This is a genomic window from Serratia sp. DD3, assembly GCF_000496755.2.
In genome coordinates, this window is the sequence record NZ_AYKS02000123.1 from 29,712 (window position 1) to 55,332 (window position 25,621).

Below are 25,621 nucleotides of genomic sequence, written 5' to 3' on the forward strand. Positions count from 1 at the left end.
ATCAAGCATTTTCAATGATCAAGGGGTAAATTAATGGGCCAGCATTTCATGGACAATTTGTTCTTTACTTAAGGAATATGGATAATAAGTAGGCCAGTTATTCATCTCTTTCAGTAAAATATCCTGAGACTTATCACCAGTATAAATATGAAAGTGCTGAGATTTTCGTGGTCCGATAATATGGTCGCTAAATTGAACATATTTAGGTGCTTTGGACTGACTGTCTTGGCATTCAAACAGATAACGCACGCCCTTTTTACCAGAAGGGTAATTCAATATTTTAAATCCTGAGTATGCGTACTTACATGAATTAACGGCATCACCCTTATGAAAATCAATGACATTGTTCTCGATGCCTATCATATCAACATCTGTCGCATAGCCCTCTTTATAATAAGCTTTGTACTCTTCCTGCGTTTTATCGCCTTTTTTCGCTTTTTGAGCTAAAACAGGATCTAAATCCCCATTTAGTAAATAAGAATTTAACGACTGCCAAACGCCATCCCAATCGCTCAGCTTTCTGTCTTTTACTTCTTTATCCTCAAAAATACCTTCACTGGCTTTTTGTTCCACTTCGGTTAGCGGTATTCCATGACTATGGGCGTTGGCAAATGATGGAATGCCAGTCAGTAATATTGCTAAGCCGAGTAGGTGGGTAGGGATAATATTCGGTGTCATCAATTACTCCTGATTAGTTAATTATAATGTATCCTTCATACTTCAAGTTGCTTGGGTGTTGGCTGCATTACTTGGCCCACAAAGTGCGGGGCTGCTGCAAGCAGATTTGTCACTTACCCTGCTGGTCAGCGCTTGCCGCCTACAAACAACGCGAATTATTTCAAGTATATACCTTTGATATCCGGTTGAGTTGGATACGTAATATCACTCTTCATACCAAGGCTCGATAGGGTCTGGATAGGTGCGCCACTTCTCGGGCCCTTCCGCCATTTCCTGGTCCGTGAGTAGCGCGGCATCAAGTCGGATGCGTAATACGTTTTCATTCATTTCCATCCCGATAAAAACCAGCTCCTGACGAGCATCTCCTACGTTATCAACCCAATGGGAGGCGATAAAGTTGCGGGATTCTGTATCCGTTGGCCACTCCTCTTGCGGAACGCTTACCCACCACATTCCCCCAAGCCCCTGATGTGCTACACCCCCTGCCTGTGACCATGTACCGGCATATTCCGGGCGGCTGGCGAGCCAGAAATATCCTTTTGACCTGATGACACCGGCCAACTCATTTTCCATGATCTGCCAGAATCGGGTGGGGTGAAAGGGACGACGAGCCCGGAATACAAAGCTGGATATACCGTATTCCTCAGTTTCAGGCAGATGTTCACCACGTAATTCTTTCAACCAACCGGGGGCCTGTGCCGCCTTATCGAAATCAAACAGACCCGTGTTAAGTACCTGATCCAGTGGAACCACGCTATATTGCGCGTTGATGATTTTTGCCACGGGATTAAGAGAGCGGATAATGGCGACGAGTCGCTCTTTCTGAGCCTGATCTATCAGATCGGTTTTGTTGAGGATAAGCACGTCACAGAACTCAATTTGCTCAATAAGCAGGTCTACAACGCAGCGTTCGTCCTCTTCCCCTAAAGATTCACCGCGTGATTGAATACTGTCTTCAGATTCATAATCGTTTAAAAAATTCCAGGCATCTACAACCGTTACCATGGTGTCCAGTTTGGCAACCTGCGACAGACTTTCTCCATCATCACCGGCAAAGGTAAAGGTTTCAGCAATCGGTAAAGGTTCCGAAATCCCGGTTGATTCGATCACCAACTGGTCGAAACGCCCCTCTTTGGCCATCCGGTTCACTTCCAGTAACAGATCTTCGCGTAGCGTGCAGCAGATGCAGCCGTTGGTCATCTCTACAAGCTTTTCTTCTGTCCGGGAAAGTTCTGCACCACCATTTCTGACCAAGGCCGCATCGATGTTCACTTCAGACATATCGTTAACGATAACTGCAATGCGCCTGCCTTCACGGTTATTTAAGATATGATTGAGCAGCGTGGTCTTTCCTGCTCCCAAGAAGCCAGATAAAACGGTAACGGGTAGTCGGCTATCTTTTTTCATCTCTACTGAAACGTCTGACATCGCTTACGGTTCTCCTACCATATTATTGACAGATTTTAACCAGCCCATCTGTCACGTCTGCTGGTTGAGATAAATCTCCCCAGACGTTTGAGAAGCATCAATTTTTGCTTTATTTGTTATGTTATAACGTTATAAATGTAATTACCAGTTCGACAGTGACAATTTATCCGGGGCCTTGGGTTGTCAACGCCAAGATTTATGACCAGTACTGTGCACACGATTATCGTGCCATCCAGCGCCAGTTAGGCATGAAGACGAAGGGTAGTCGGTGATGATGAAGATTCGACTGTTGCCGGAAGGCGGCGTGATATACGGCCTTCATCCTGCCAAAGCCGTAGCCATTTGAAGATAACGTTATCATTGACGCCGTTTTCACGGGCAATCTGAGCAACGCAAGCTCCGGGACGGGAAGCCAGTTCAACCATACGGAGCTTGAAGTCATTCGAATAATTCTTACGGGGATCTTTCGCCAGGATTGGGATCCCATACTTAGATGTCCGTCTGTACAGATGGACGTCTAAGTTACCAGTACTGGCTTAATGACTACGCACGGCGCTGGGTTTACGCTTACGCATTCTGAGAATGCATATCCAACTGATTTTAAATGGAATATTTAAAAAACCTGAACCATTCACCAAATGACATTGTAAACAAAAAGATACGGTGTGGCGTATAAGAACCGCCGTATTAAGAGGCGCATTTGACGCGTTTCGATGATCATACTGGTCGACTGAGGCTTTCTTTCCAACATGTCTTCCATCAAGAAGACATGTTGGATTGTATTAACGTCGTAATACCCCCTTGATATTGCGTTTTATAGCAAGAAAGGTCAGGAGCATCCCCGAAAGTGTAAAAAATAGCGCTACGATGGCCGATATGCGCAACAAAATGCCATTAAAGCTCTCACCGTCACGGTAATCCATTATATGCAAACGCCAGAAAAAATCGTAAAGAGCCCAGAAGTTATTACGTGCCGATAAATATTCCCCCGTCCTGCCATCGAAATAGAGGCGAGTACCATAGTCATCATCGAACTGGACTTGCCAGACCCCCTTCTTTCCGTACATCTCATCAACAATACCTAAGCGGTATTCTGTGCTATCAAGGCGCTTTATCCGCTGAATTTTCCCCTCCCCCTGGTGCAGTGTTTTTGCAAATTGTGAAACCTGTTCCTCTGTTACTTGCGGGAAAGATTGGCCATCAATGGTCATGGTGAGAACATTTCCTGATGCTTGCTGAAGTCGATAAGCAGGACCAATGGCGCTGACGAAAGTTGTGATGTTAGTTATATCTTCACTGCCTAAGGTTGATAGATGCTTTTGCCAGCCTGTAGGGAGTATCACCGTTGGCTTGACCAAAACGTTCCCACTTTTAGTGATTTCATTAAAAGGAATAACGGAGAAAACAACCCCACCTAGTATCCATAAAAAAAGCTGAATGAACATAAGGTAAGAAAGATAGCGATGAAGTTTTAAAGCGAATTTTTTCCAGTTTTTCATGATGATATAGTTATTAGTGTTAAGGTTGAACTGAACATACTAGTCGCGCTAGAACCATTTTTTAAGTGAGCAGTCGAGACGCTAAAAAATAAAATATGACGTAATAACAAGGCATTATCCCCATGAGAATATGAAGGACTGACTATCAACGATATTCGAAGCAATCCAAAACTAAAAACCCATTGATTATCAAAAAAATTGATCGCCTTGGCGGCGACCGCCAAGGCGAGATCACAAGGGTTAGAACTTCACGTTAACTTTTGCCCACAAGGTGCGCCCCGGTTCATTAACAGACGTATTCGCGGAATAGCCGAAACTGCTGTTTCCAGCAAGGTTCAGGTGTTCGCTGTAATCCTTGTTGAACAGGTTATCGACACCCGTGCTGACTTTGACGTACTGATTGACTTTGTACGCCGCATTCGCAGAAAAGACCGCAAAACCCGGGCTGGCGGCAAAATCCTTGCCAACGACATTTCCTTCATTCTCGGCGATCCGGTTCTGGCTGCTGACCAGACGCAACAAACCGGCACTGCTCCAGTCCCCTTTTTCCCATGACAGCCCTAGGCGGGCTTCCAGCGGTGGGATTTGTGGCAATGGTCTGCTGTCACGGGTATTTTCAGCCCACGAATAAGCAAGGCTGGTCTCGGTTTTCCAACTGTCCGTCAGTTTATAACTGAAGCCAGTCTCTCCCCCCGTAATACGGGCATTAACGTTATCGGCTTCGCTAACGCGCGCATTGTTGGGATCATAACGGAACAGAATAAAGTCGTTAACATGCCCAACGTAGGCGGACACCCACCCGTTCAGTTTCTTGGTGCTGTACTGTGCACCTATATCCAACTGAGTGGTTTTCTCCGCTTTTACACTATTAAAGGAGCTGGTATTGCCACCAGGCCCATAGGTTGGAGAGAACAGTTCCCAATAATCAGGGAAACGCTCGGTATAACCCACACCGGCATACAGCATCAGTGGCATGTCTGCCAGCGAGTGTTCTATGCGGGCAAACCCGGCATGTAACACATCGTTACGTCCTGCAAGGCCGGTGTCGGTAAAGTTATCTACCAACACACGATCCAGACGCGCACCGCTAACGACTTTATCCTGATCGGTGGCTGTCCAGGTCAACTCACTAAAAACGCCATAATTACGGAAGCGAGCATCTTTCACCCAGCTATCGCTTTCTTTATTACGGTGCGTGTTCTGTTGCATGTCTGCGCCGCTTTCAAGTTTGATATCGCTCCACAGCCAAGTTCCCATCATGCGGCCACCGACGGTCCGGCGATCAAGTTGCATAGCCATGGGCATGCTCATATTCATGCTCGAACTGCTCGCCGTGTTCATTGAGGATGACATGTCCATAGCCGATGACGTCCCCATGCTCATTGATGAACTGTCGTGCATGGCGCCCATGGACGAACCCATGCCGCCCATTAACATACTGCCGGGTGATCTCAACGAAAAATTGTCCATGATATGGTCGGCATAATTGTAATAAGTGCTGGCTTCAAATTTGTCGAACATGTCCCCGATGTTGGACTTTTCAAAGCGCATCCCTAGGCTTTCGCGTTTGAATTGCGAACCATCCATACTGCGCCCGGCATAACGCGCTTCGCCATCGCCTTGCCCTGCGGTCAGCTCCAGCCAGGTGTCTTTATCCGGCGTCCACCCCAGTGCCATATCCGCGTTCCACTTATCCCACTGAGAAGGAACTCGCTGGTTGTTACCATCCTTGTAGTCGTCAGAACGTGATTTGTTGCCGATCAGGCGCAGGTAACCTTGCTCATTCCCCAGACTGAGATCCGCATTTTGATCCCAACGATTATTTGATGCCCCGAGCAGGCTGGCATCCCCCTGAATACCGGCTTTCTCAAAAGAAGGTCGCTCACGTTCGAAATGCACGGTTCCTGCAGAGTTACCCGGCCCCCAAAGCACCGTTTGTGGCCCCTTGGTCAGCGTCAGCAGATCAAAACTTTCCGGTGAAATATAGGAGCTCGGTGCATCCATACGCGCGGGACAGGCTCCGAGCATTTCACTGCCGTTGGTCAAAAGGCGCAAACGCGAACCGAACATACCGCGAAAAACCGGATCGCCATTGGTTCCGCCGTTACGGATTTGAGAAAACCCCGGAATGGTTTTCAGATAATCAGACCCGTCACTGGCCGGAACCGGCTGGCGCGGTGTTTTAGGTGAAGTCACGATCGTCAGTGGAGAAATGGCTGGTGCAGTAACCACCATTACCGATGCATCATCTGGGGTAGCCGCGCTATTCTGATGTCCTTCATGGCCGTCTTCAGCCTGAACAAACGCGGGTAAGGTGAACATCAAGGCCATCATCGTTGCCAGCGGTGATAAAGAGAATCGAGTATTTTTCATGGTTAAAGCCTGTTTTTATCGGCCTGCCTTTCCCAAGCAGGCACTCGCTGACCACCATATGGAATGGCCAACATAGAGCGTCGCAAAACGGTGAGCCTGTATCCGGCTCTGTTTCGCGATCGGTAAATTATTGTCTTGCTGAACGGCAAAACTTAATGCAGTGAAAACAGGCTAGGCGGTGCTCGGGGCTGGTATTCGGAGTAACAAGCGGACAGTAACGGAGCAACAATGACAGGCAAAAACGGTGCCTGTGAAACAAGCCGTATCAGCCAGATAAAAGGAATGAAAACAGTCTGAATCAGCGGTAAGTGAATGAGGAGCTGACAATAGCCGCAGGCGATGTCCTCCATCGGTGAACTGCCCGGCTTTGAAGCCAGGTGGTGGGACATGCTCTGGGAGACAGCGCAGGCACTGTCCAAAGAAGCATGGAGCTCATGCTCCATACCTGGCATGGCGTGATGCATGGCCGCCATATCAGGCATATTATTGTGTGTGCTGGCGATCGCTGCCGAACAAGGCTGACTGGCACGCTGGTGATCCAGCGATTTCGAAATCACTGGAGCCACGAACAACATCAGTATTGCCAGCAACGCCAGATAAATGGGGGACTGGCGGCGAGAAAGTGAAAAAAGCGATAGCACCCGAACAACCGCACTTTAAAAAAATGTTGCGCTATAGTACCGAATGAGAAAGGGGATTGTTACAAAAACTCTATTCATCTATCAAAATAAAGAAGTTGATCATGGTTCAATACGAAATCCCATCTCCAATCCTACACAAATCCGAAGGATCACCAGATGCTGTATCTGACACTAAAAGTGGCAGAAAACCAAGGTGCCCTATGCGCAACTTGTAGATCCTGTCGTTCAGGTTATGCTTTACAAGATAACATAACGCAAACTTGACAAGTCATGAGAACACAATCGGTAAACATAACGCTGAAAAGCACTATTGGCATCGGAATGGTAGGAATACTACTCGTTGTATCGTTGTGTTTAGTTATTCATCACTGGGCTGATTTCGTGCAGTTTTGCATCAATATGCAGATTTACATGCACCGTTCTCTGATAACTTACCTTTTGCAACAACGGGAACATCAATACCGCGGTGGAGTGATGCTGGCATTGGGTAGTTTTGCCTATGGATTTCTTCACTCGATTGGGCCAGGACACGGTAAGTTTGTCATCACTACCTATCTGGCCACTCATCGACAACAGTTGCCGCGTAGTCTTTTGATTACTCTACTCGGTAGCCTGTTGCAAGGCTTGATGGCTATCCTATTCGTTCTGATATTAGCGATTACCCTCAATTTTTCAATGGGCGATCTTAGCCTTAGTCGCTATTGGGTAGAGAAAGGGAGCGCTGTGTTCATAGCCTGTTTTGGTCTGATACTTTTATGCCGTGCCAGCGGAATGCAGTCGCATAGATCATCTACGAAAAGACCATCGGCATTCCGTATATTACAGGGATCATCCGTATTACCCTCTGCTATAGCCTCACGAGGATACAGTCACAATGGACAGTGCGATTGCGGACATCGGCATTTACCTAGTGTCAGTGAACTGACGGGTGACTGGCGCCATACTCTTTGGGTAATTGCCGCCATCGGTATACGCCCTTGTAGTGGTGCAATTATGATCCTGGTTTTTGCCAATGCAGTTGGCATATTTACCTGGGGAGTGATTTCCGCCATGAGTATGGCGTTGGGCACCGCGCTCTCGATTATGATCTTGGCAACACTTGTGCACCATCTGCGGGAGCGTTTCATTATTAATACCAGTAGTGCCGTCTTGAATGCTTATCTTCCGCAGGTTGCACGAGTAGTCATGATGACGGGGGGGATCATTCTACTGTTGTTTGCGTTGGTCTTATTCAACTCCGTGATCCCAGTCAGCTTCAATGGTGATTTTATTTCTGCAGGTTGCTAAGAGTGCATGTGTACCATTGCTAACTGGTAGCGATGCCAGTTCACTCTCATCGGCAAGGGTCAGCAGTTGGGTAAACACCTGTATCAGGTAGTCAAAGGGAACAAGCCCATTGGCTTTTGCCGTTTCAACAAGACTATACGACCGCGAACCGCTGCGCGTGTTTGACAGCATCCAATTTTTTCTGCCAATGACAAATGGCTTGATGGCACGCTCCAGCCGTTTATCTTGTGGTGTGCTGTCGAGTGCCAATCGTTTTTTGGCATTGAAAAAAGCACTGCGTGTGATGTTGTGTCGTTTGCAGAACTTAGATTGATTGAGCCCGGAGCGTTGCTGTGCGTTGAATAATTCACACTACACCTCGGGAGTTCAAGGGTTCTTCTTTGCCATATTGCCTCTCATCTTCTGTGAATTTGAAAGACAAGAGCATGATATCTCATCGCATTAAACGGAAGGTGTGGTACTAGCCACGCTTACAGATGAACGATATTTTCGCCAAACATTAACCGCATATCCAAACCCACTGACATCCCCAACCGTACTCTCGGCAGTTCAGAAACTCCTGATGTATTAATTATTACAGTTGTAGATACATTGTGTATCCTATACAGTGTATATACTTGCTTAAGAGAGGTAATGAAAATGGCTACTGTAACGTTAAAGAAATGGGGTAACAGCCCATCAATCAGGATACCGGCCAGCATCATGCAAGCGGCAGCATTGCATGTTGAAGACAAACTTGATTTGAAAATAAACGAGGAGGGGCAGATCGTTTTGATCCCGGTAAAAACGCAAGAATATTCCCTCGAGTCGCTGTTATCCGGCATCACACCAGAGAACCTTCACGAAAAGGTAACTTTCGGTGTACCCGTTGGAAAGGAATTACTCTAAATGGTTTCACGCTTTGTTCCCACTTGCGGGGATCTGATCTGGATTGATTTTGATCCAGTAGAAGGCCACGAACAGGGAGGTTACCGCCCAGCCGTTGTGCTTAGCCCTTTTTCCTATAATAATCCCGTTGGCCTGCTGCTTTGTGTTCCCTGCACCACGAAGGTTAAAGGTTACCCCTTTGAGGTAGAATTATCGGGCAGCCGCGAAAGCGTAGCCCTTGCTGACCAAGTGACCTGTGTTGACTGGAGAGCGAGGAAGATAACTAAAAAAGGCACAGTGACGCCTGCTGAACTGGCAGAGATTAGAGCTAAAGCCAAGGCGCTAATCGGATGATGGATACGCGCCGGAAGATAACTGATGCTTGATATGGGGCCGTGTTTTGGAACCACCCTGAACCACATTTAATACTCTGACAGGAGAAAACAGTATCGAACCTATTCCCTTTTTGATGCCAAACCATCCGGGTGCCCTATTGGTGGCCCCTTGAATTATCGAAAAATAATATCTTTAAATAACATAGGCCTTATTGGTTTATTCCGAGTCCGCATCGATATTCTGTATTTATGTTTCCCATCGCTCCCAAATATAGTGTAAAGCTCCCACCAACGTCCGCTTTGCACTACTGCTGCCATGCGCAACCGATGATAAAAATGTGTACTCTTATCCAGGCACGCAATGAGCTTCAACGTGGATCTCTGGCATACTACGCGGATACAGCATTGTAAGTCGGATCAAAGCGGAGGGCGGCATGACAGATAAACACTTAACCCAATCCCCTGCAGGTGAATTTGTTATGTTCGCCAGCGATGACGGTGAAGTACGCGTTGAATGCCGCTTTGAACAAGAAACACTATGGCTACCTCAAGCGACTATTGCGAACCTTTACCAGGTCACTCCCCAAGCCATCACACAACACATTAAAGCGATCTACGAAGGTGAACTTGAGCAAAACGCAACCTGTAAGTCTTACTTACAAGTTCAACAGGAAGGGAGCCGTCAGGTAAATCGTAATATGCTTCACTACAGCCTGCCCGTCATTCTTGCTGTTGGCTACCGCGTTCGTTCACCTAGAGGTACCCAATTCCGCCAGTGGGCAACCCAAACGCTCCAGGAATACCTGATCAAAGGTTTTGTGATGGACGATGAGCGGCTGAAAAATCCGCCCGTGGGTTCCTCTGCCGTGCCTGACTATTTTGACGAGATGTTGGAACGCATCCGCGATATTCGTGCCAGCGAGCGGCGGGTTTATTTGCGGGTTCGGGAGATTTTTGCGTTAGCCGCCGACTACCAACCTTCACTCAAAGAAACAACGCTGTTTTTTCAAACCATCCAGAACAAACTGCATTTTGCCTGTACCGGTCATACTGCTGCCGAACTGATCCACCAACGTGCTGATGCCAGCCAGCCCCATATGGGCTTGAGTAGCTATAAAGGTGAAGAGGTGCGTAAAAGCGATGTGACGGTGGCGAAAAACTACCTCAATCAAGACGAAGTCAGCGAACTTAACCGCGTGGTCAACATGTGGCTGGATTTTGCCGAAGATCAGGCCAGGCGTCGCCAGCAGGTGTTCCTGCGTGACTGGCAGGAAAAGCTGGATCAGTTCCTGCAATTTAATGACCGCGAGGTTCTACAAGGAACAGGCACGGTAAGTAAGAAAACGGCAGATGAAAAAGCGCAGGCTGAATACGTCCAGTTTGCTGAGCAGCAACGCCGCTTAAAAGAAGTTGAGGGGGAAAAGGATATCGCCGGTTTACTGCGGTGGAAAACCGATACCAAAAAATAGCTTCAATGCCCCCAGTTTCCACAAGCAAAATTTTTTGGGGGCATTATAGGGGGCACCAACCAAAATCCAACACGATAAAATTAAGTAAATTCAATAGCACTAGCGATCAAATGCGACTCCTGTGATCTCCGCCAAATATTCACCGCCCCCGTTAAATCAAAAAATCTCAATAAAAAAATCATTACGATATTTCCACCGAAAGATCGGGATACCATCCCCCTAAATAGATGTTCCTAATACCGCTACACTTGATCTTTTTGGTAGCTGGGAGTGATCAGGAACGCCGGCACGCAGTAAACCTCTCCCTGGGGGCTTGTATCGCGCGTCCATGCGCGCCAAGGTCGACTAACTTGCCTCACTCCCACCTGTCGCACTATTACGCGTAGTTATTTAGATTTCACCCGCATCTCGGCTGTTCCTAAGCAACCGCATCACCTGGTAATTACGGGTCGTTAACGGGAATGGGTTCGCAGAATAGAGTGCTTTCCTGGCTTCGACTCTTCTCGCCTGCTGGTGATAGTTCGCAGTTCAGTTTCACTCGGTCGTTTCTTGAATAGCCCGAGAAAACCCCGCCAAGGCGCTGACTGGTGTAAATGCTAATTTCTTGTCCCTGATGGTCAGTTGTTGTCAGCGACCAGTGACTCAGGCGGTCTTGTGGCCCTACGGGAATAAACACATGCCAATTACCCTTTGGTGCCATTGAAAAATGCCCGTTGCTGTCGGTTTGTGCCGTGGCGATTTGGCGGTCGAATTCAGTTAACGAAACCGCTACCCCGGCCAGTGGCTTTCCAGCGTTAGTCAACGTGCCCTCAATCTGCGGGGTGGGGTAATCATGGTAAACGCAGCCGCTGAGCAACCATGGCAGAGCAAAGATGGCCAGGCTTGTGATGCGGAATGTGGTAACTGACATGGCGCGAATCCTTTTGCGTTCTGATATTTTCCTGTTGCGTGGTAGCAGTATACGCGGGCGACACAATGCACGAAGCAGACTCATGCGGCGATGGAAAAGTGCCCGTTGAGTACCGTTTTGAACAAGAAACGCTGTGGCTTCCCCAAGCGACTATGGCGAACCTTTACGATTTTCTGCAGGATACGCTTAATGAACAAGTCTATCTGACCAGCTCGTTATTCATTAAAAACATAGCGTTAATTTAATATTCAGCATCTCTCCTCTTGGTTGAAATATAAAAAAAAGAGTCTACGCTTTAATAGAGATTTTCTTTTATTTGCGTTATGCCTCGTTTTAATGCCACATGGTGATTTTTTTAAAAACAATGGGTTGCCAGAATATCAGTAGAGGGATTAAACATGAATAAGTCCTACAGAGTCATATGGAGTGCAGCATTACAGGTTTGGGTTGTTGTCAGTGAGCTTACCAAGAGTCAACAGAAAACAGCCAACCACAGTAGTTGCTCTCATCAAAGTAATAAAAAAAGGACTCAATCTAATAACTTATTCAGAAATAGCGCTATCGCGTTATCACTTTTTTCCTCTCTGGCCATCTATCAAAACGCCTATGCCATCACAGCGATTCAATGCTCGGCAGATCCGAATTGCGTTGAGGTAGGTACCGTTTTGGCATTAACGAATGCAATCAATAATAGTGCGACAAATGCGCCAACGACAGTACTTATCACCGCTCCCTTGGTCATTCCTTCATCTATTCCTGTTTTGTTAAATAATACTAATAATCGACATAACCTGGTTATTGATGGTGGGGGAAATAATTTTACCTTTAATGCAGCTGAGGCATTCACTGGTGCGGCAACGGATTCTGGCAATCTGACTTTTCAAAATTTTGGTAATATTAGCTCCAATAATGGCGGTCCTATATTTTACTCGGTCACTAATACCACAACAGCCGTTACAGTGAGTCTTGATAATTTTGGAACTATACCAAATGGCAAAATAGTTTCTCTTGGTGATGATAGTGGGACATCTTTGCCTGCCAATAATAACAGTGTGTTGCGACTGGTTAATTTTAATGGAAGTATCACTTATGCTGCTTTTATCCAGTTGGCTTTAGCGACTACGGTGGAATTCACCGGCACAAGTACTGTTGCTGGGTTGGGTAGTGGTGGATATCCAGCCATATTTTGGGGTATGGGTAATGCGGCTAATAGTTTGATGCATTTTTATGGGACTTCCAACGTAACAGCCACAGGCCGTGTTTTTACTAATGGACCTGCTGACAAAGGAGGAACAGGAAAAACCTACAGTTACCAGATTGATGATGGTGCCATTGTTAATATGGCATTTTCTGCGCAAAACCCATTAGGGGTGGCTAATAACGGTGTGCAGATAGGCTCTTATAATACTGGAGCAGGGACATTTGGTACCGGTGCTACTCTTATTATGAATAATCTGGCGGGGGATGTGATCAGTAATGCATCCAGCACTGTCGGTTCCAAGATTGATAATGGCCCTACCTCTCCGGGTGATGTGATTTATAACCTAGGGGCGGGATCCAGTCTTATTGTCGCCTCAGGCGCTAGCAACAACGGTATTTATGTCAGCAAAACGGGTGCGGGTGGAACGGGTAATATCTATATCCGTTCTAATGGACTGATTTCTTCGGATGGTACTGGTGTTGGTGCCCCTAGCGCAGGTACTGGGATTAATGTCAGTGAAACCGCAACAGGCTCAGCGGGCAATGTTGTGGTTATGAATGACAGTGCGGGCAATATTGTCAAAGCCACGGGCATCAACGTGACGGATAATGCTTCTGCGGGCACCGTGAATATCACCAATGCGGGCACGATCACCAGTAATATTTCGGGCATCACCCTCACGTCAACACTGGCCGCTGGTAAAACCATGAATGTGATTGGCACGGGGGGTATTATTAATGCTATCGCGGGCAACGGTATTACGCTCAGTGATGCCAATACCATCCTCAATCTAACCGGCGGTACTATTGCGACCACCAATGCCGCTAACGGCATTAATTTCTCTTCCACTACAGGTGCTCGAACCCATTCTATTGACGGAACAACCTTTAATATCAATGGCACAGGACAAGCGATTGTTAAAGCGAGTGGTGCCGCGACAGTAAATCTCAGCAATACCACGATTAATAACAACGGTGCTGGCCCTGTGTTCACGTTCGCGGGGGGGGCGGGGGGTTATAATTTTAACGCCGGAACCAACATCATCAATCTTACGGATCCTGCCAGTATTGGTTTTCGCACAACCGCAGCACTGGATTTAACCAATTTTTATCTCACCATTGATTCAATCGCGGGTGGCAGTAAAGGTATCTCCACCACAGGCACGCTTGCTGGTTCGGAAAGCGTAATTGTCGGCCCTAATACCTCTCTTATTGGAATCACTGCCATCAGTTACGATAATGGCGCTCTAGCGCAAACCTTAACCAATAATGGCCTTGTCAGTGGTAGCGTTGCAATGGGGGGAATCGGTAACACCATTACCAATAATGGAACATTAGCAGCCCTCACCAGTGGCGCGGGTAATGATGTGTTAACGCTTAACACGGGTTCAGTAAGCAATGATGTGATTGATTTAGGTAATGGTATTAATACCGTTAATATTTATCAAGGCGCTACCGTTGCGGATATTCAAACCGGGACAGACAATGATCTTTTCAATATTTATAATTCAAGCCTCGTGAGTCCAATAGAACTGGGGTTACTGAATGCAGGCACGGGAATTAACACGCTGAGTTTAATTAATTCTGTTATTGCATTGGCTCCCACCACGTCATTACAAAATTTCTCTGCGATTAACTTGGATACTGCCTCTCAGCTAATCTTGAGTGATACTAATAATGTCACTTCCGGCACCATTAATTTGTCAGGCATTGGTACAAATCAACTGGTATTTGGCGCTGATTATAATGGTGATTTCAGCGCTGTGATTGGCGGGGTTGGTAATACTGAGTTATTAAATGGTGCTAACGTAACCTTAACCGGTGCTAATACTTTTGTGGGTACATGGAATGTTGAACTCGGTAGCACATTAAATGCGAGTGACTACAGTGTTCTTTCGCCGGGCAACCAGTTAGGTAGTGCTGCTATTGAGTTAAATGGTGTTTTGAATTTAACCAACGCTGGCACCTTCAATAATGCACTGACAGGTAACGGTATCCTTAATATTGATAATGCGGGTACAGGTTTTAGTGCGGGTGCTGGCGTAGGTAACGCCTTTGCTGGAACCGCCAATATTTCGAATACCATTTTGGATTTAACACCCATTAATAGTGCCGTATTACAGAATGCAACATTAAGTGATAACTCGGGCAGTGTGATTACCATGTCCGCCGGTAATTACAATATTGGTAATTTAAACTTTGGTGGCGGGGCGCTGCGTTTTACCACCGGCGCTCTTATTACTACGAACACATTAAGTACCACGGGTAATTCTACCATTCAAGCTGACCCACAATTGTTAACCTCAGGCAACCTGTTAGACCTCGATACTGGGGTATTAATGGATCTGGTAAGTAGCCAAAATTCACTGACTCCAGCCCAGTTGGCTAATTTTACCCTGACGGACCTTAGCGGTGCGACTCTTGCTCCAGGCAGAGATGTCGCTTATTTCCAAGGGGGTAATAATGTTGCTTTAAATACCTTCAGTTTTTCTTTGGTCAGTAATCTGGGATTAAGTATTTATGAACAATTATCTGTATCGCAAATTTTGGACGGGCAAACCCTCACATTAACGTCAGCAGGAGCCACTGACACAGGGCTAAGCGCGCAACTCACAGGTACAGGTAACTTAGCTATTGATGCCACTGGTGGCCCCATTACCTTGAATAATGGTGCGAATAATTATCAAGGTACTACTAGCGTAGATTCAGGCACATTGAATGTTGGCGCTGATGGTGCATTGGGCAATACGTCATCATTAATCACATTAGCAGGCACGATCGTTAACCTCGGCGGTTTCACGCAAACAGTAGGCTCTTTGACGAATGCAGGCATCCTTGATCTTGTTGGTGGTACGTTAACTCTTACTAACGGCGGTACTTCATCCAGCGTTAACGGATTAGTAGGCACAGGTAACTTAAATGTTCAAAATGGTCTTTTTACCGTTTCAGCGGCGAATAATGGCTACACGGCACAAACGAACATTAATACAGGCGCTGCTGTTACCTTAAGTGCCGCGGACGCTTTGGGCTCAGGGGGGATTAGTGTTGCTGGCACCTTGAATCTCAATGCCGCTGACGCTAACTTCGATAATGTGTTGTCAGGCGCGGGCGCTGTTAATGCCAACGCTGCCATTACGTTGGCCGCTGATAACACCGGATTTACTGGTTTCTATAATGTGACTTCACCCGGTAGCCTGACCGCCATTCAAGCTAACAATTTAGGTACGAGTACTGTTGATTTGCTCAATAGTGGCGCTCAACTGATCTTGAATGGCTTTAATGATTCATTAACGGCGGCACTTGTGGGCGTAACGGGCTCATCCGTGGAGGTTATCAATAGCGCCAATACGGTATTAAGCACCGATAACTCAGGTTTTGCAGGATTATTTAATATTGACGGCACCAGCACCCTGACTGCCAGCGACAGCATGCATTTAGGTGGAAGTTCAGTAGCCATTGCCAGTGGCGGGCAGCTGATTTTTGATGGTTACAATAGTGGCATTTTATCAACGCTGAATAACACGTTAACTGGCGCAGGGAATTGGATATTAACCAATAGTAGTATCGATTTGTCGGATAATACGACCCGCGTTTCTGGCCTCACTGGCGACATCGTTCTTAATAACGGGGCGGTGTTAACCATGAATCAGGTTACGACCTTGGATGCTGGAACAGCGCTCAATCTTGCTAATAGCAACAGCGTGCTCAATATTAACACCACGGGTGCCTTCACACTTGGCAATGAATTGCTCGGTACAGGTACGGTTAACGTCAATACCGCCAATGGCGCTTTTGATTTTGCTAATACCGTTGGTACGGGTTTTGCTGGCACAGTGACTTTACAAGATACTCAATTCTCTTTGGCTGATACCAACGCAGCTACTTTAGCTGGAGCTTCACTAACCCTTAACTCGGGCAGTGTAACTACAGTGGGCGTGCCTAGTGTATCCAGTAATCCCAGCATACAGAATCTGGAAATCAACAATGACGCTGTTCTGACCTTTACCGCTGGCGCGCCCTTAGCCGAAGCAGAAAGTGTGTTAAATGTAAGTACATTTACGGCTAATGGTGGCGCTATTAATCTCAATACCGGGCTCGGATGGGATAACGTCAATCCTGTACCGACAGGCCTTTCCATTCTCGATCAAAACCGCGGTGTGGTGGGCTCTAAGCTAATCAATGCTACTAGTCCTTCGGTAGGTGCAGGTAACCTCACCTTACAGATCAATGGGGTTGCCATTGATTCGAGTACTGCGGTGACGGCGAACATTACTCAGGGAGCAGATACCGTTGCCATCGCAACCTATAACTACGCCTTGACGGACAGTGACACTTCCGGTGCCGCAGGGCTTTATCTGAATTACGGCTTAACCGAGTTGAATTTAGTATTCAATGGCGCCAATGCCTTGAAAGTTGCCACAGGCACTGACCCTACGTCTAATCGGGAACTCACAGCTTTGATTACCGGCACGGGTGACATCTTTTTTGATGCCACTAACGGCCCTTTAACGGTTTCCAATAACGACAATGATTATTCGGGAGCGACAACCATCAGTGCTGGCAACCTGATCTCTGGCGCTGATAATGTGCTTGGTGGCACGTCAACCTTGACCGTGAATACCGGGGCTACCTGGAATCTTGATAGGCACAGTCAAAATCTTAAAGTATTGGCGAATTCGGGAACCATTGACCTCGCACAAGGTGTGCTGAACATAAGCAATGGCGGTACTTCCGATTCCGTGGGTGGATTAACGGGTGCCGGTACCCTGAATGTCACCGGAGGCACACTGACCTTATCTGCTGATAATAATACGTTATCCGCCGCGACCAATATTGCTTCTGGGGCCACAGTCACACTCAACAGTACGGGTAATCTTGGCGTCAGCAGCCTGGTGGATGTAGGGGGTACCTTAAATTTCAACGGTGCGAATACCTTTGCCAATCAGTTTAGAGGTGCTGGCGTCATCAATACTAACGCCGCGGTGCAATTGTCTGGCGCGAGTACTTTTTCAGGTACTCATAACGTTAATGCTGACGGTGCATTGACGGTAACGGCTGCCAATAATTTGGGTGATGCGGCGGCTACAGTGAACTTGCTGACGAACACTTCACAGCTAATTTTCAGCGGAGTGACAGATACGGTTGCCAACATGTTGACCGGAGTGACTGATTCCACCGTGTTGATTAATAACTCGGCCAATATGGCGCTCTCTGGTAATAACAGCGGGTTAAATGGCCTGATCAATATTGTCGGTACCAGCACCTTGAGTGTCAGTGACAACCAAAATCTGGGGGCGAGTGCGGTTGATATCGAAACGGGTAGCACCTTAATCTTTAATCAATTAACCGGCACATTAAATAATGTTCTCAGTGGTGCAGGGACGTGGGCGTTATCAGGCAGTAACGTGGATTTAATTAATACTAATGCCAATACTTTCCTCGGCACGGTCAGTATCAACAACAGCTCAACACTCAATATCGATAGCGCTAACTTGCTTAATACTGCCACCATCGTCGATATCGTGACGGGCAGCGACACCTTGAATATCAACAATAATGGTAATTTTATTTTTGATAATCAGCTAATTGGTACAGGCGTGATGAATGTTACCACGAACAATAACCAATTTAGTTTTGGTGCGAATATCGGCAATGGCTTTACGGGTACGGTCAACCTGTTCAATACCCAGTTCCTGCTTTCTGGTGATAACACCACAGGCAATACCAGCACTACGCTGAACTTAGATACAGGCAGCACCACCACGGTGGGAACAGGAACGCAATCCATCGGCGCGTTAACCTTTAATGGGGGCACCCTGATTTATGACCAAATCATTGAAAACAATGGGCAATTGACTGCAGCTGGCACCATCAATGCAACCTCAATTAATACCACAGGTGGCGGTACGGTGAGCGTGGCATTACCGGCAAATGTGCAGCCTGATATTACCGGTCTTGGCGTATTAAGCCTGGATACCGGGGCGATCGTAGTGGGTTTAATCCAAGGTACTGCAACTGGAACGGGTCAAGAGTTGACCTTAACTGATGGCACCAATACACCCATTACCTCCACTTATAAGCAAGGAATTCTCAATCCCAATAGCACCACAGTTGCAGCAACAGGCACCTTTGGTTTTGGTTTGACCACGGGAGAAGCGCTGGATGGGTTGTATATGAATTATGGCTTGTCTGTCTTGGATCTTTTGACAACGACTAACGACGCTTTAGTACTGACAGGAGCTTTGGCGGATAACGGCACGGCGGCTAATGAACTCACTGCACAAATTATCGGTACGGGTGATTTGGCGGTGAACTCGCCTAACGATGGTTCCATCGTCGTGTTGTCTAATGACACCAACAGCTACACAGGCGCTACCTTGGTGCGTTCAGGTATTTTACAGCTAGGGTCTAATTCCGCGCTGGGTAATACCGGCAACTTAAGTATTAGCAATGGCGCAACAGTTGATTTAAGTACCTACACACAAAGTGTCGGCACACTGAACACAGAAGCCAACGCGCTGCTGGATATGGGCGAAGGTACTCTAACCGTTGGCAATGGCGGATTAAGTAACGGCATGTTGACTGGCAAGGGTGGCTTAGTACTCACGGGTGGAATATTAACACTGACGAGCAACAGCCCTGATTATCGCGGTATCACCGATATTAACGCAGGTGCTACAGCGTTATTGAAAGAAACCAAAGCGCTGGGTATTGGTGCGATTATTGTCGATGGCACTTTAAATCTCGATGATGCCGTTGGTGGTTTATATAACCCGCTATCCGGTTCTGGCAATACGCTACTGACCAATAACTCTGATGTTCTGTTAATGAATGATAACAGTAATTATAGCGGTACTTTCACGCTGGAATCAGACAATGCGATGACGGCAACCGAAGCTAAAAACTTTGGTGCGGCGTCGGTGAACAATAACGGCAATCTCATACTGAGCAATACGAGCTACTGGAATTTGACTACGCCGATTAGCGGCACGGGCGTGGTGACCAAGCAAGGTAACGGCATGGTATATATCGGTAGCAGCACTGTGACTGCCAATGCCACCGTGGTGCAGGCAGGGTCTTTGATCATTGGCACTGAGCCAGCTCTCATGAGCGCAGTCTTACCTGCGGCAAGTGGCCCGGTGGTATTAAATAGCGATGTCTTTGTACAGACCTATGGCACCTTCGGTGGTGATGGCACCGTAACTGGTAACCTTACCAATGAGGGGAATGTTCTGGTAGGCCGCAGTGCTAATGGCGTTGATTACGGCACCCTCACCGTTAATGGTGATTATATTGGTCAAGGCGGTAACCTGACCTTTGATAGCGTCCTGGCCGGCGATAACTCACCCACCGATAAACTAGTGATAGCGGGCGACACGTCGGGAACGGGGACCGTGGCGGTGAATAATATCGGCGGTCAAGGGGCACAAAACACGAACGGCATTGAAATCATCAGTGTTGGCGGCACCTCTGCCGCTACCTTTACCCTCAATGGCCGTGCGGTAGCTGGAGCTTTGGAATATTTCCTCTATCAAGGCACGACGGCTGACCCGACCAATGGCAACTGGTATCTGCGCTCGAACTATGTCCAACCGACTTATCGTCCAGAAGCGGGAGGCTATATCGCCAATATTGCGGCGGCCAATACTCTGTTTAACAGCCGCCTGGAAGACATGAGCGCCAGCAGTACCGCCAATGGCACGGACGATATGGATACCAGCCTGTGGTTACGTCAATCTATCTCACGCAACAAATTCAAGGATGCCAGCGGGCAGCTCTCCAATACCAGCAGTCGCTTTGTGACCCAGTTGGGTGGCGAAGTGTGGGATGGCCAGTTGACGGGTAAGGATTACGTGGGTGTAGGCGTGATGGCCGGTTATGCACGCTCTACCGGTACCACCGACGCCACGTCACTGACCTATAAGGCGGATAACAGCCTGACGGGTTACAGTATCGGTGTCTACGGCACCTGGTATCAGAATGCCGTCAAACATAACAGCCCTTATGTCCACACTTGGCTGCAGTACGAGTGGTTTGAAGGTTCAGTGAACGGTGATCTGCTCTCCAGTGAAAAATACCACCTGCGTGGTGTGAGCATGTCGGTGGAGGGGGGCTATCCGTTCCAGGTCTATCAGGTGGCTGACAACAGTGGCTATATCACGCCGCAAGCCCAGCTCACTCTCAACGGTGCGAAGATGAGTGATCTCACCGAGGACAACGGCACGTTGGTACAGCAGAGTGGACAGAATAATCTGCAAACGCGTTTGGGTGCCAAGTTCTCTAACGATACGCAATTAGGAGCGGATAAAGCGCATCCACAGATCCTGACCAGCTATCTGGAACTGAACTGGATCCACAACACCCGTCTGGCGGGTGTGACGATGGATGGCATGGAGATGCAACAGACTGGCAGCCGTCATCTGGTTGAAGTGAAACTCGGTGTCGAAGGTAAGGTCAACAACAACCTGAGTGTCTGGGGTAGCCTGACCAACCAGATTGGGCAACAGAGTTATGATGACAAAGCGGCGATGCTGGGGGTGAGGTATAAATTCTAAGGGCTTGATCTGTTTTCTTTAATGTCTTGATGTGATGGCAGGTGTGCGGGGAACCGCACACCTGTTATGACCTGATGAGGTGATACAGCAACCCATCCAGCACATGGGGAGACTCCCTGACCCGGCTGATCATTTTGGTATAAAATGGGCTGTATTAGTCTGATATATCCGTCATACTTGCCAGTTGCATGTGTGTCGGCTTTCCTCGCTCAGAAAGTATTATCTGCCAAATGACGCAGGATGATACGCAAGATAGTACATCTTACACGCCAACCAGGAATATCCTGACACTGAAGGCCAGAGATGTTGATGCTTTGAGGATGTAGGTTCAGAGATAAAACAATAAGGTCGCCCTGCTGTGAGCATACCGGGTATTCTGTCCAAAGGTACTGGTCGACGGAAACATTTATAGTGCGATGGACGCGCGCTTCTCAAGATTTTTCAATCGTTCTGGCCAAATAGCTGGACAATACACAACAAGAGGAAAAAGTATGGTAATCGCCCCTTCACGTGGTCGTGTCTTTGCTCTGGCGCTGGGTTTGCTTGCCGCGAGCGTTGGTATGGCGCAAGCAGCCGATACGGTGCGCGTTGGCTCTAAAATTGATACCGAAGGCTCATTGCTCGGTAACATCATCGTACAGGTGCTGGAATCTAACGGCATTAAAACCACCAATAAGTTACAGCTTGGCACCACCAAAGTGTTGCGCGGCGCGATCACTGCCGGTGAAATTGACATCTATCCGGAATACACCGGCAACGGTGCGTTTTTCTTTTCTGATGAAAAAGACCCTGCATGGAGAAATGCTCAGGCCGGTTTTGAGAAAGTGAAAAAGCTGGATTATGACAAGAACAAAATTGTCTGGTTGGATGCCGCGCCGGCCAATAACACCTGGACCATTGCTATCCGTCAGGACCTGGCGGATGCCAATCATCTGAAAACAATGGCCGATCTGGGCAAGTGGATCAACGCTGGCGGCAAGTTCAAGCTGGCGGCGTCAGCTGAATTCATCGAGCGTTCGGATGCCCTACCCGCGTTCCAGGATGCCTACGGCTTTAAGCTGAACCAGGATCAGTTGCTGTCGTTGGCCGGTGGTGATACTGCGGTGACCATCAAGGCGGCGGCGGAGCAAACCTCCGGTGTGAACGCGGCGATGGCCTACGGGACCGACGGCCCGGTAGCAGCGCTGGGGCTGCAAACGCTGGAAGATCCAAAGGGAGTGCAGCCGATTTACGCGCCAGCACCGATTATTCGTGAAGCAACGCTTAAACAGCATGCCAACATCGCTGAATTACTAAAACCGGTATTCGCTTCACTGGACGGTCCGACGCTGCAAAAACTCAATGCGCAGATCGCGGTGGAAGGTCAGGACGCCAAACAGGTTGCGGCGGCTTACCTTAAAGAGAAAGGTTTGGTGAAGGGATAACATCTCTGGCCCCCAATGGGGGCCGACATGGAGCCGGAGAGTTTCTTTGATTATTGCCGTAAAAAACCGCGTATTACTGACACTGTTTATTCTGTTGCTGCTGGCTGCATTTGGGCTGCCGTTTCTCAGTTATGCCCCCAATCGCCTGTTATCGGGCACGAGTATTTCCCTGATGTCCCTATTGCACGGTCCGCCGCTGTGGCTGTTGGCGCCCCTGTTGCTACTGGCGGCTCTCAGCCTATTGGCACCGCTCAGGCGCAATGCGTTATTAACCGTGCTGGCGGCTTCGACGCTGCTGACGCTCACACTGTGGATAAGCGGCCATGCCGCCCTGCAGTTGGCACAACAAGGTTCCAAACTGGCGCGCACTTCCTTGGGGAGCGGTTGTTGGCTGATGCTAGCGCTGAGCCTGCTGATGGCTGCCGACGCCATCACTCGCATTACCTCCTCGCATTTATGGCGCATGCTCAGCAACCTGTTGGTGATATTGCCTGCACTGGTGCTGTTGTTCAGCCATCAGTTGGATCAACTCTCATTGTTGAAAGAGTATTACAATCGGCAAGATGTGTTTGATGCCGCGCTGTTACAGCACCTGACTATCCTATTGGCGACGCTGGTGCCGACATTATTGATTGGTGTGCCGCTCGGGGTGTTGTGTTTTCGCTCTGCACGCTGGCAGAGGCCTATATTCTCCACACTGAATATTATCCAGACAGTTCCGTCGATTGCCTTGTTTGGCCTGTTGATCGCGCCTTTGGCGGGTTTGGCGAAAGCATTTCCTTGGCTGGCAGAACATGGCGTCAGTGGCATTGGTATGGCACCGGCAATTTTTGCGTTGGTGCTGTACGCCCTGTTGCCGCTGGTACGCAGTGTTGTCGCTGGGTTGCAAACTGTGCCAGCCAGCGTGATCGAATCCGCCTGTGGCATGGGGATGACGCGTGGGCAGGTTTTCTTCTGCGTACAGTTACCGCTGGCGTTGCCGTTGTTCCTGACCGGCGTGCGTATTCTTGCGGTGCAGACCGTCGGCATGGCGGTGGTCGCGGCGCTGATTGGTGCCGGAGGTTTTGGCGCTATTGTGTTCCAGGGCCTGCTCAGTAGCGCACTGGATTTGGTGCTGCTGGGGGTTATTCCGGTGATCGTGATGGCGGTAATCGTCGATTCACTGTTCAAGTTTATGGTTTCAATTTTGGAAGTGTCACGCCGATGATTCAGTTTAATCAGGTCAGCAAGATTTTTCAGGGTAAGCCCGCGGTGGACGATCTTACATTGCAGATTGCCAAGGGTGAATTTGCCGTACTGATCGGCACCTCTGGTTCAGGCAAGTCCACAACGTTAAAAATGATCAACCGACTGATCGAACACGATCAGGGAAAAATTTTCTTTGCCGGTGAAGAGATTCAGAAATTTAAACCGCAGGATCTGCGCCGCCGAATGGGTTATGCGATCCAGTCGGTTGGTCTGTTTCCGCATTGGACAGTGGAGGAAAATATTGCCACGGTGCCACAACTGCTGAAATGGCCACGCGCACGAATTCGCGATCGGGTGACTGAATTACTGGAGCTGTTACATCTGGAAGCGGATTTGTTCCGTCATCGTTATCCGTACCAGCTTTCCGGTGGGCAGCAGCAGCGGGTTGGGGTTGCACGCGCATTGGCTGCTGACCCAGAGGTGTTGTTGATGGATGAACCCTTTGGTGCACTTGATCCGGTGACACGTGCGGCGTTGCAAACTGAGATTTCACGTATTCATCATCTCTCCGGGCGCACCATTGTGTTAGTGACGCATGACATTGACGAAGCATTGGCCCTGGCGGACCGTATCGTGTTGCTCGACCAGGGCCGCATCGTGCAGCAGGGCACACCGCTGGAGCTATTAACCGTACCGGCCAACGATTTTGTGCGTGATTTCTTTGGCCGCAGCGATCGCGGTATCAAACTCTTGTCGTTAAGCACCGTGGCTAAGCGGGTACGCCCTGGCCATGCGGAAGGGGAACCCATCACCGCCGCCATGAGTCTGCGCGAAGCACTGTCGGTGTTTGTGGCCCGGGGCTGTGAATGCTTACCGGTGATTGGCGAACAAGGCGAGGCGCTTGGCGTGTTGTATTTCAGTGATTTGATTAGCCAAAAGGCATTGTCATGAACCTGTCATCGGTCTTGCGCTGGCTACGCGATCCACTGCCCTGGACCTTTGCCCTGCTGCTGGCATTGGTGTTTGGCATGAATCATCTACAGGGTCTGTTTGCCGCCTGGTTCCCGGATCTGGATCGGCCTGTATATCAGCAAGACAGTTTTATCTCACTGGTATGGGCACACCTGTTGTTAGTGGCGGTCTCCAGCATGATTGCTGTGGTGATTGGTGTGGCCGCTGGGGTTGGCGTGACACGCCGTGCAGGTAAAGAGTTCCGTTCGCTGGTGGAGACCGTTGTGGCGGTTGGCCAGACCTTTCCGCCGATTGCGGTGTTAGCGGTCGCGGTACCGGTTATGGGGTTTAGCGAAAAACCGGCAATTATTGCGCTGGTACTGTACGGTTTGTTGCCAATCCTGCAGGGTACGTTGGCGGGCATTGAATCGGTACCCAGTGCCATCCGCGAAATTGCGCAAGGAGTCGGGATGAGTGCTAGGCAGATCCTGTGGCGTGTTGAACTCCCCCTGGCGGCTTCGGTGATTGTTGCCGGTATCCGCACTTCGGTGATCATTAATATCGGCACGGCGGCGATCGCCTCCACCGTTGGCACTAAAACGCTTGGTTCGCCGATTATTATTGGCCTTAGCGGCTTTAATACTGCCTATGTGATCCAGGGTGCCGTGGTGGTAGCCCTGTTGGCGATCATCACCGATATGCTGTTTGAGCGCTGGGTGCGGCATCTCACCGCCTGGAGTCAACAGACTCTAACGGTTTCTGCTGCCGAGTAAGGAAAACATGATGCAGGTATCTTTGCCAATGTACGCAGGGTTC

Annotated in this window: 16 protein-coding genes and 2 pseudogenes; 10 read left to right on the forward strand and 8 right to left on the reverse strand. The window is 48.5% G+C overall.

Going from position 1 to position 25,621, the window contains the following annotated elements; translation table 11 throughout:
* Positions 1-30: 30 nt before the first annotated feature.
* The 6 genes and pseudogenes from zinT to IO95_RS22620 form a co-directional block, all read right to left on the reverse strand.
* The gene (gene zinT, locus IO95_RS22600) at positions 31-678 is read right to left on the reverse strand and encodes a metal-binding protein ZinT (protein WP_037384785.1); all 648 of its coding nucleotides are present in this window, start codon (positions 676-678) and stop codon (positions 31-33) included.
* 204 nt (positions 679-882) lie between these two features.
* Positions 883-2,106 (reverse strand): zinc metallochaperone GTPase ZigA, encoded by a 1,224-nt coding sequence (gene zigA, locus IO95_RS22605; protein ID WP_023492827.1) that lies wholly within the window; start codon positions 2,104-2,106, stop codon positions 883-885.
* Positions 2,107-2,372: 266 nt separating this feature from the next.
* Positions 2,373-2,593 (reverse strand): annotated as a pseudogene (locus tag IO95_RS24575) (transposase); the annotation flags it as partial.
* Positions 2,594-2,888: 295 nt separating this feature from the next.
* Entirely contained in the window at positions 2,889-3,605 is a 717-nt protein-coding gene (locus IO95_RS22610) for a hypothetical protein (RefSeq protein ID WP_037384788.1), read from the reverse strand.
* Between the two features lie 240 nt (positions 3,606-3,845).
* Positions 3,846-5,840, reverse strand: coding sequence for a TonB-dependent receptor domain-containing protein (locus IO95_RS22615; RefSeq protein WP_369794339.1), 1,995 nt, complete (start codon positions 5,838-5,840; stop codon positions 3,846-3,848).
* 290 nt (positions 5,841-6,130) lie between these two features.
* A complete protein-coding gene (locus IO95_RS22620; protein ID WP_152554915.1) occupies positions 6,131-6,619 on the reverse strand; it encodes a DUF2946 domain-containing protein in 489 nt (162 codons plus the stop codon).
* Positions 6,620-6,889: 270 nt separating this feature from the next.
* On the opposite strand from IO95_RS22620, the gene IO95_RS22625 reads away from it, so the two are divergent.
* Entirely contained in the window at positions 6,890-7,906 is a 1,017-nt protein-coding gene (locus IO95_RS22625) for a nickel/cobalt transporter (RefSeq protein ID WP_037384791.1), read from the forward strand.
* Positions 7,907-7,969: 63 nt separating this feature from the next.
* On the opposite strand, the pseudogene IO95_RS26580 reads toward IO95_RS22625, so the two are convergent.
* Positions 7,970-8,131, reverse strand: a pseudogene (locus IO95_RS26580) (transposase domain-containing protein); the annotation flags it as partial.
* A 414-nt stretch (positions 8,132-8,545) separates the two neighbouring features.
* Here IO95_RS26580 and IO95_RS22635 point away from each other — a divergent pair.
* The 3 genes from IO95_RS22635 (at position 8,546) to IO95_RS22645 (ending at position 10,577) form a co-directional block, all read left to right on the forward strand.
* Entirely contained in the window at positions 8,546-8,794 is a 249-nt protein-coding gene (locus IO95_RS22635) for an AbrB/MazE/SpoVT family DNA-binding domain-containing protein (protein ID WP_023492664.1), read from the forward strand.
* Positions 8,795-9,127, forward strand: a complete 333-nt coding sequence (mazF, locus tag IO95_RS22640; protein ID WP_023492663.1) for an endoribonuclease MazF — start codon at positions 8,795-8,797, stop codon at positions 9,125-9,127.
* 415 nt (positions 9,128-9,542) lie between these two features.
* Complete coding sequence (locus IO95_RS22645) at positions 9,543-10,577, forward strand: virulence RhuM family protein (protein WP_023492662.1); 1,035 nt, start codon at positions 9,543-9,545, stop codon at positions 10,575-10,577.
* Between the two features lie 442 nt (positions 10,578-11,019).
* Here IO95_RS22645 and IO95_RS22650 read toward each other — a convergent pair whose 3' ends face one another.
* Complete coding sequence (locus tag IO95_RS22650; RefSeq protein WP_023492661.1) at positions 11,020-11,487, reverse strand: DUF6795 domain-containing protein; 468 nt, start codon at positions 11,485-11,487, stop codon at positions 11,020-11,022.
* A 65-nt stretch (positions 11,488-11,552) separates the two neighbouring features.
* Between IO95_RS22650 and IO95_RS26585 the strand changes: the two genes are divergently transcribed.
* From IO95_RS26585 to IO95_RS22680, 6 genes are all read left to right on the forward strand, one after another.
* The gene (locus tag IO95_RS26585; protein WP_037384798.1) at positions 11,553-11,732 is read left to right on the forward strand and encodes a hypothetical protein; all 180 of its coding nucleotides are present in this window, start codon (positions 11,553-11,555) and stop codon (positions 11,730-11,732) included.
* 153 nt (positions 11,733-11,885) lie between these two features.
* Complete coding sequence (locus IO95_RS22660; protein ID WP_037384801.1) at positions 11,886-21,242, forward strand: autotransporter outer membrane beta-barrel domain-containing protein; 9,357 nt, start codon at positions 11,886-11,888, stop codon at positions 21,240-21,242.
* Between the two features lie 491 nt (positions 21,243-21,733).
* Positions 21,734-22,666 (forward strand): ABC transporter substrate-binding protein, encoded by a 933-nt coding sequence (locus IO95_RS22665; RefSeq protein ID WP_023491190.1) that lies wholly within the window; start codon positions 21,734-21,736, stop codon positions 22,664-22,666.
* Positions 22,667-22,712: 46 nt separating this feature from the next.
* Positions 22,713-23,873, forward strand: a complete 1,161-nt coding sequence (locus tag IO95_RS22670) for an ABC transporter permease (RefSeq protein ID WP_023491191.1) — start codon at positions 22,713-22,715, stop codon at positions 23,871-23,873.
* On the forward strand, positions 23,870-24,805 hold the full coding sequence (locus IO95_RS22675) for an ABC transporter ATP-binding protein (RefSeq protein WP_037384803.1): 936 nt from the start codon (positions 23,870-23,872) through the stop codon (positions 24,803-24,805). The genes IO95_RS22670 and IO95_RS22675 overlap by 4 nt, the downstream gene beginning before the upstream one ends.
* On the forward strand, positions 24,802-25,578 hold the full coding sequence (locus tag IO95_RS22680; protein WP_023491890.1) for an ABC transporter permease: 777 nt from the start codon (positions 24,802-24,804) through the stop codon (positions 25,576-25,578). The genes IO95_RS22675 and IO95_RS22680 overlap by 4 nt, the downstream gene beginning before the upstream one ends.
* Positions 25,579-25,621 lie beyond the last annotated feature (43 nt).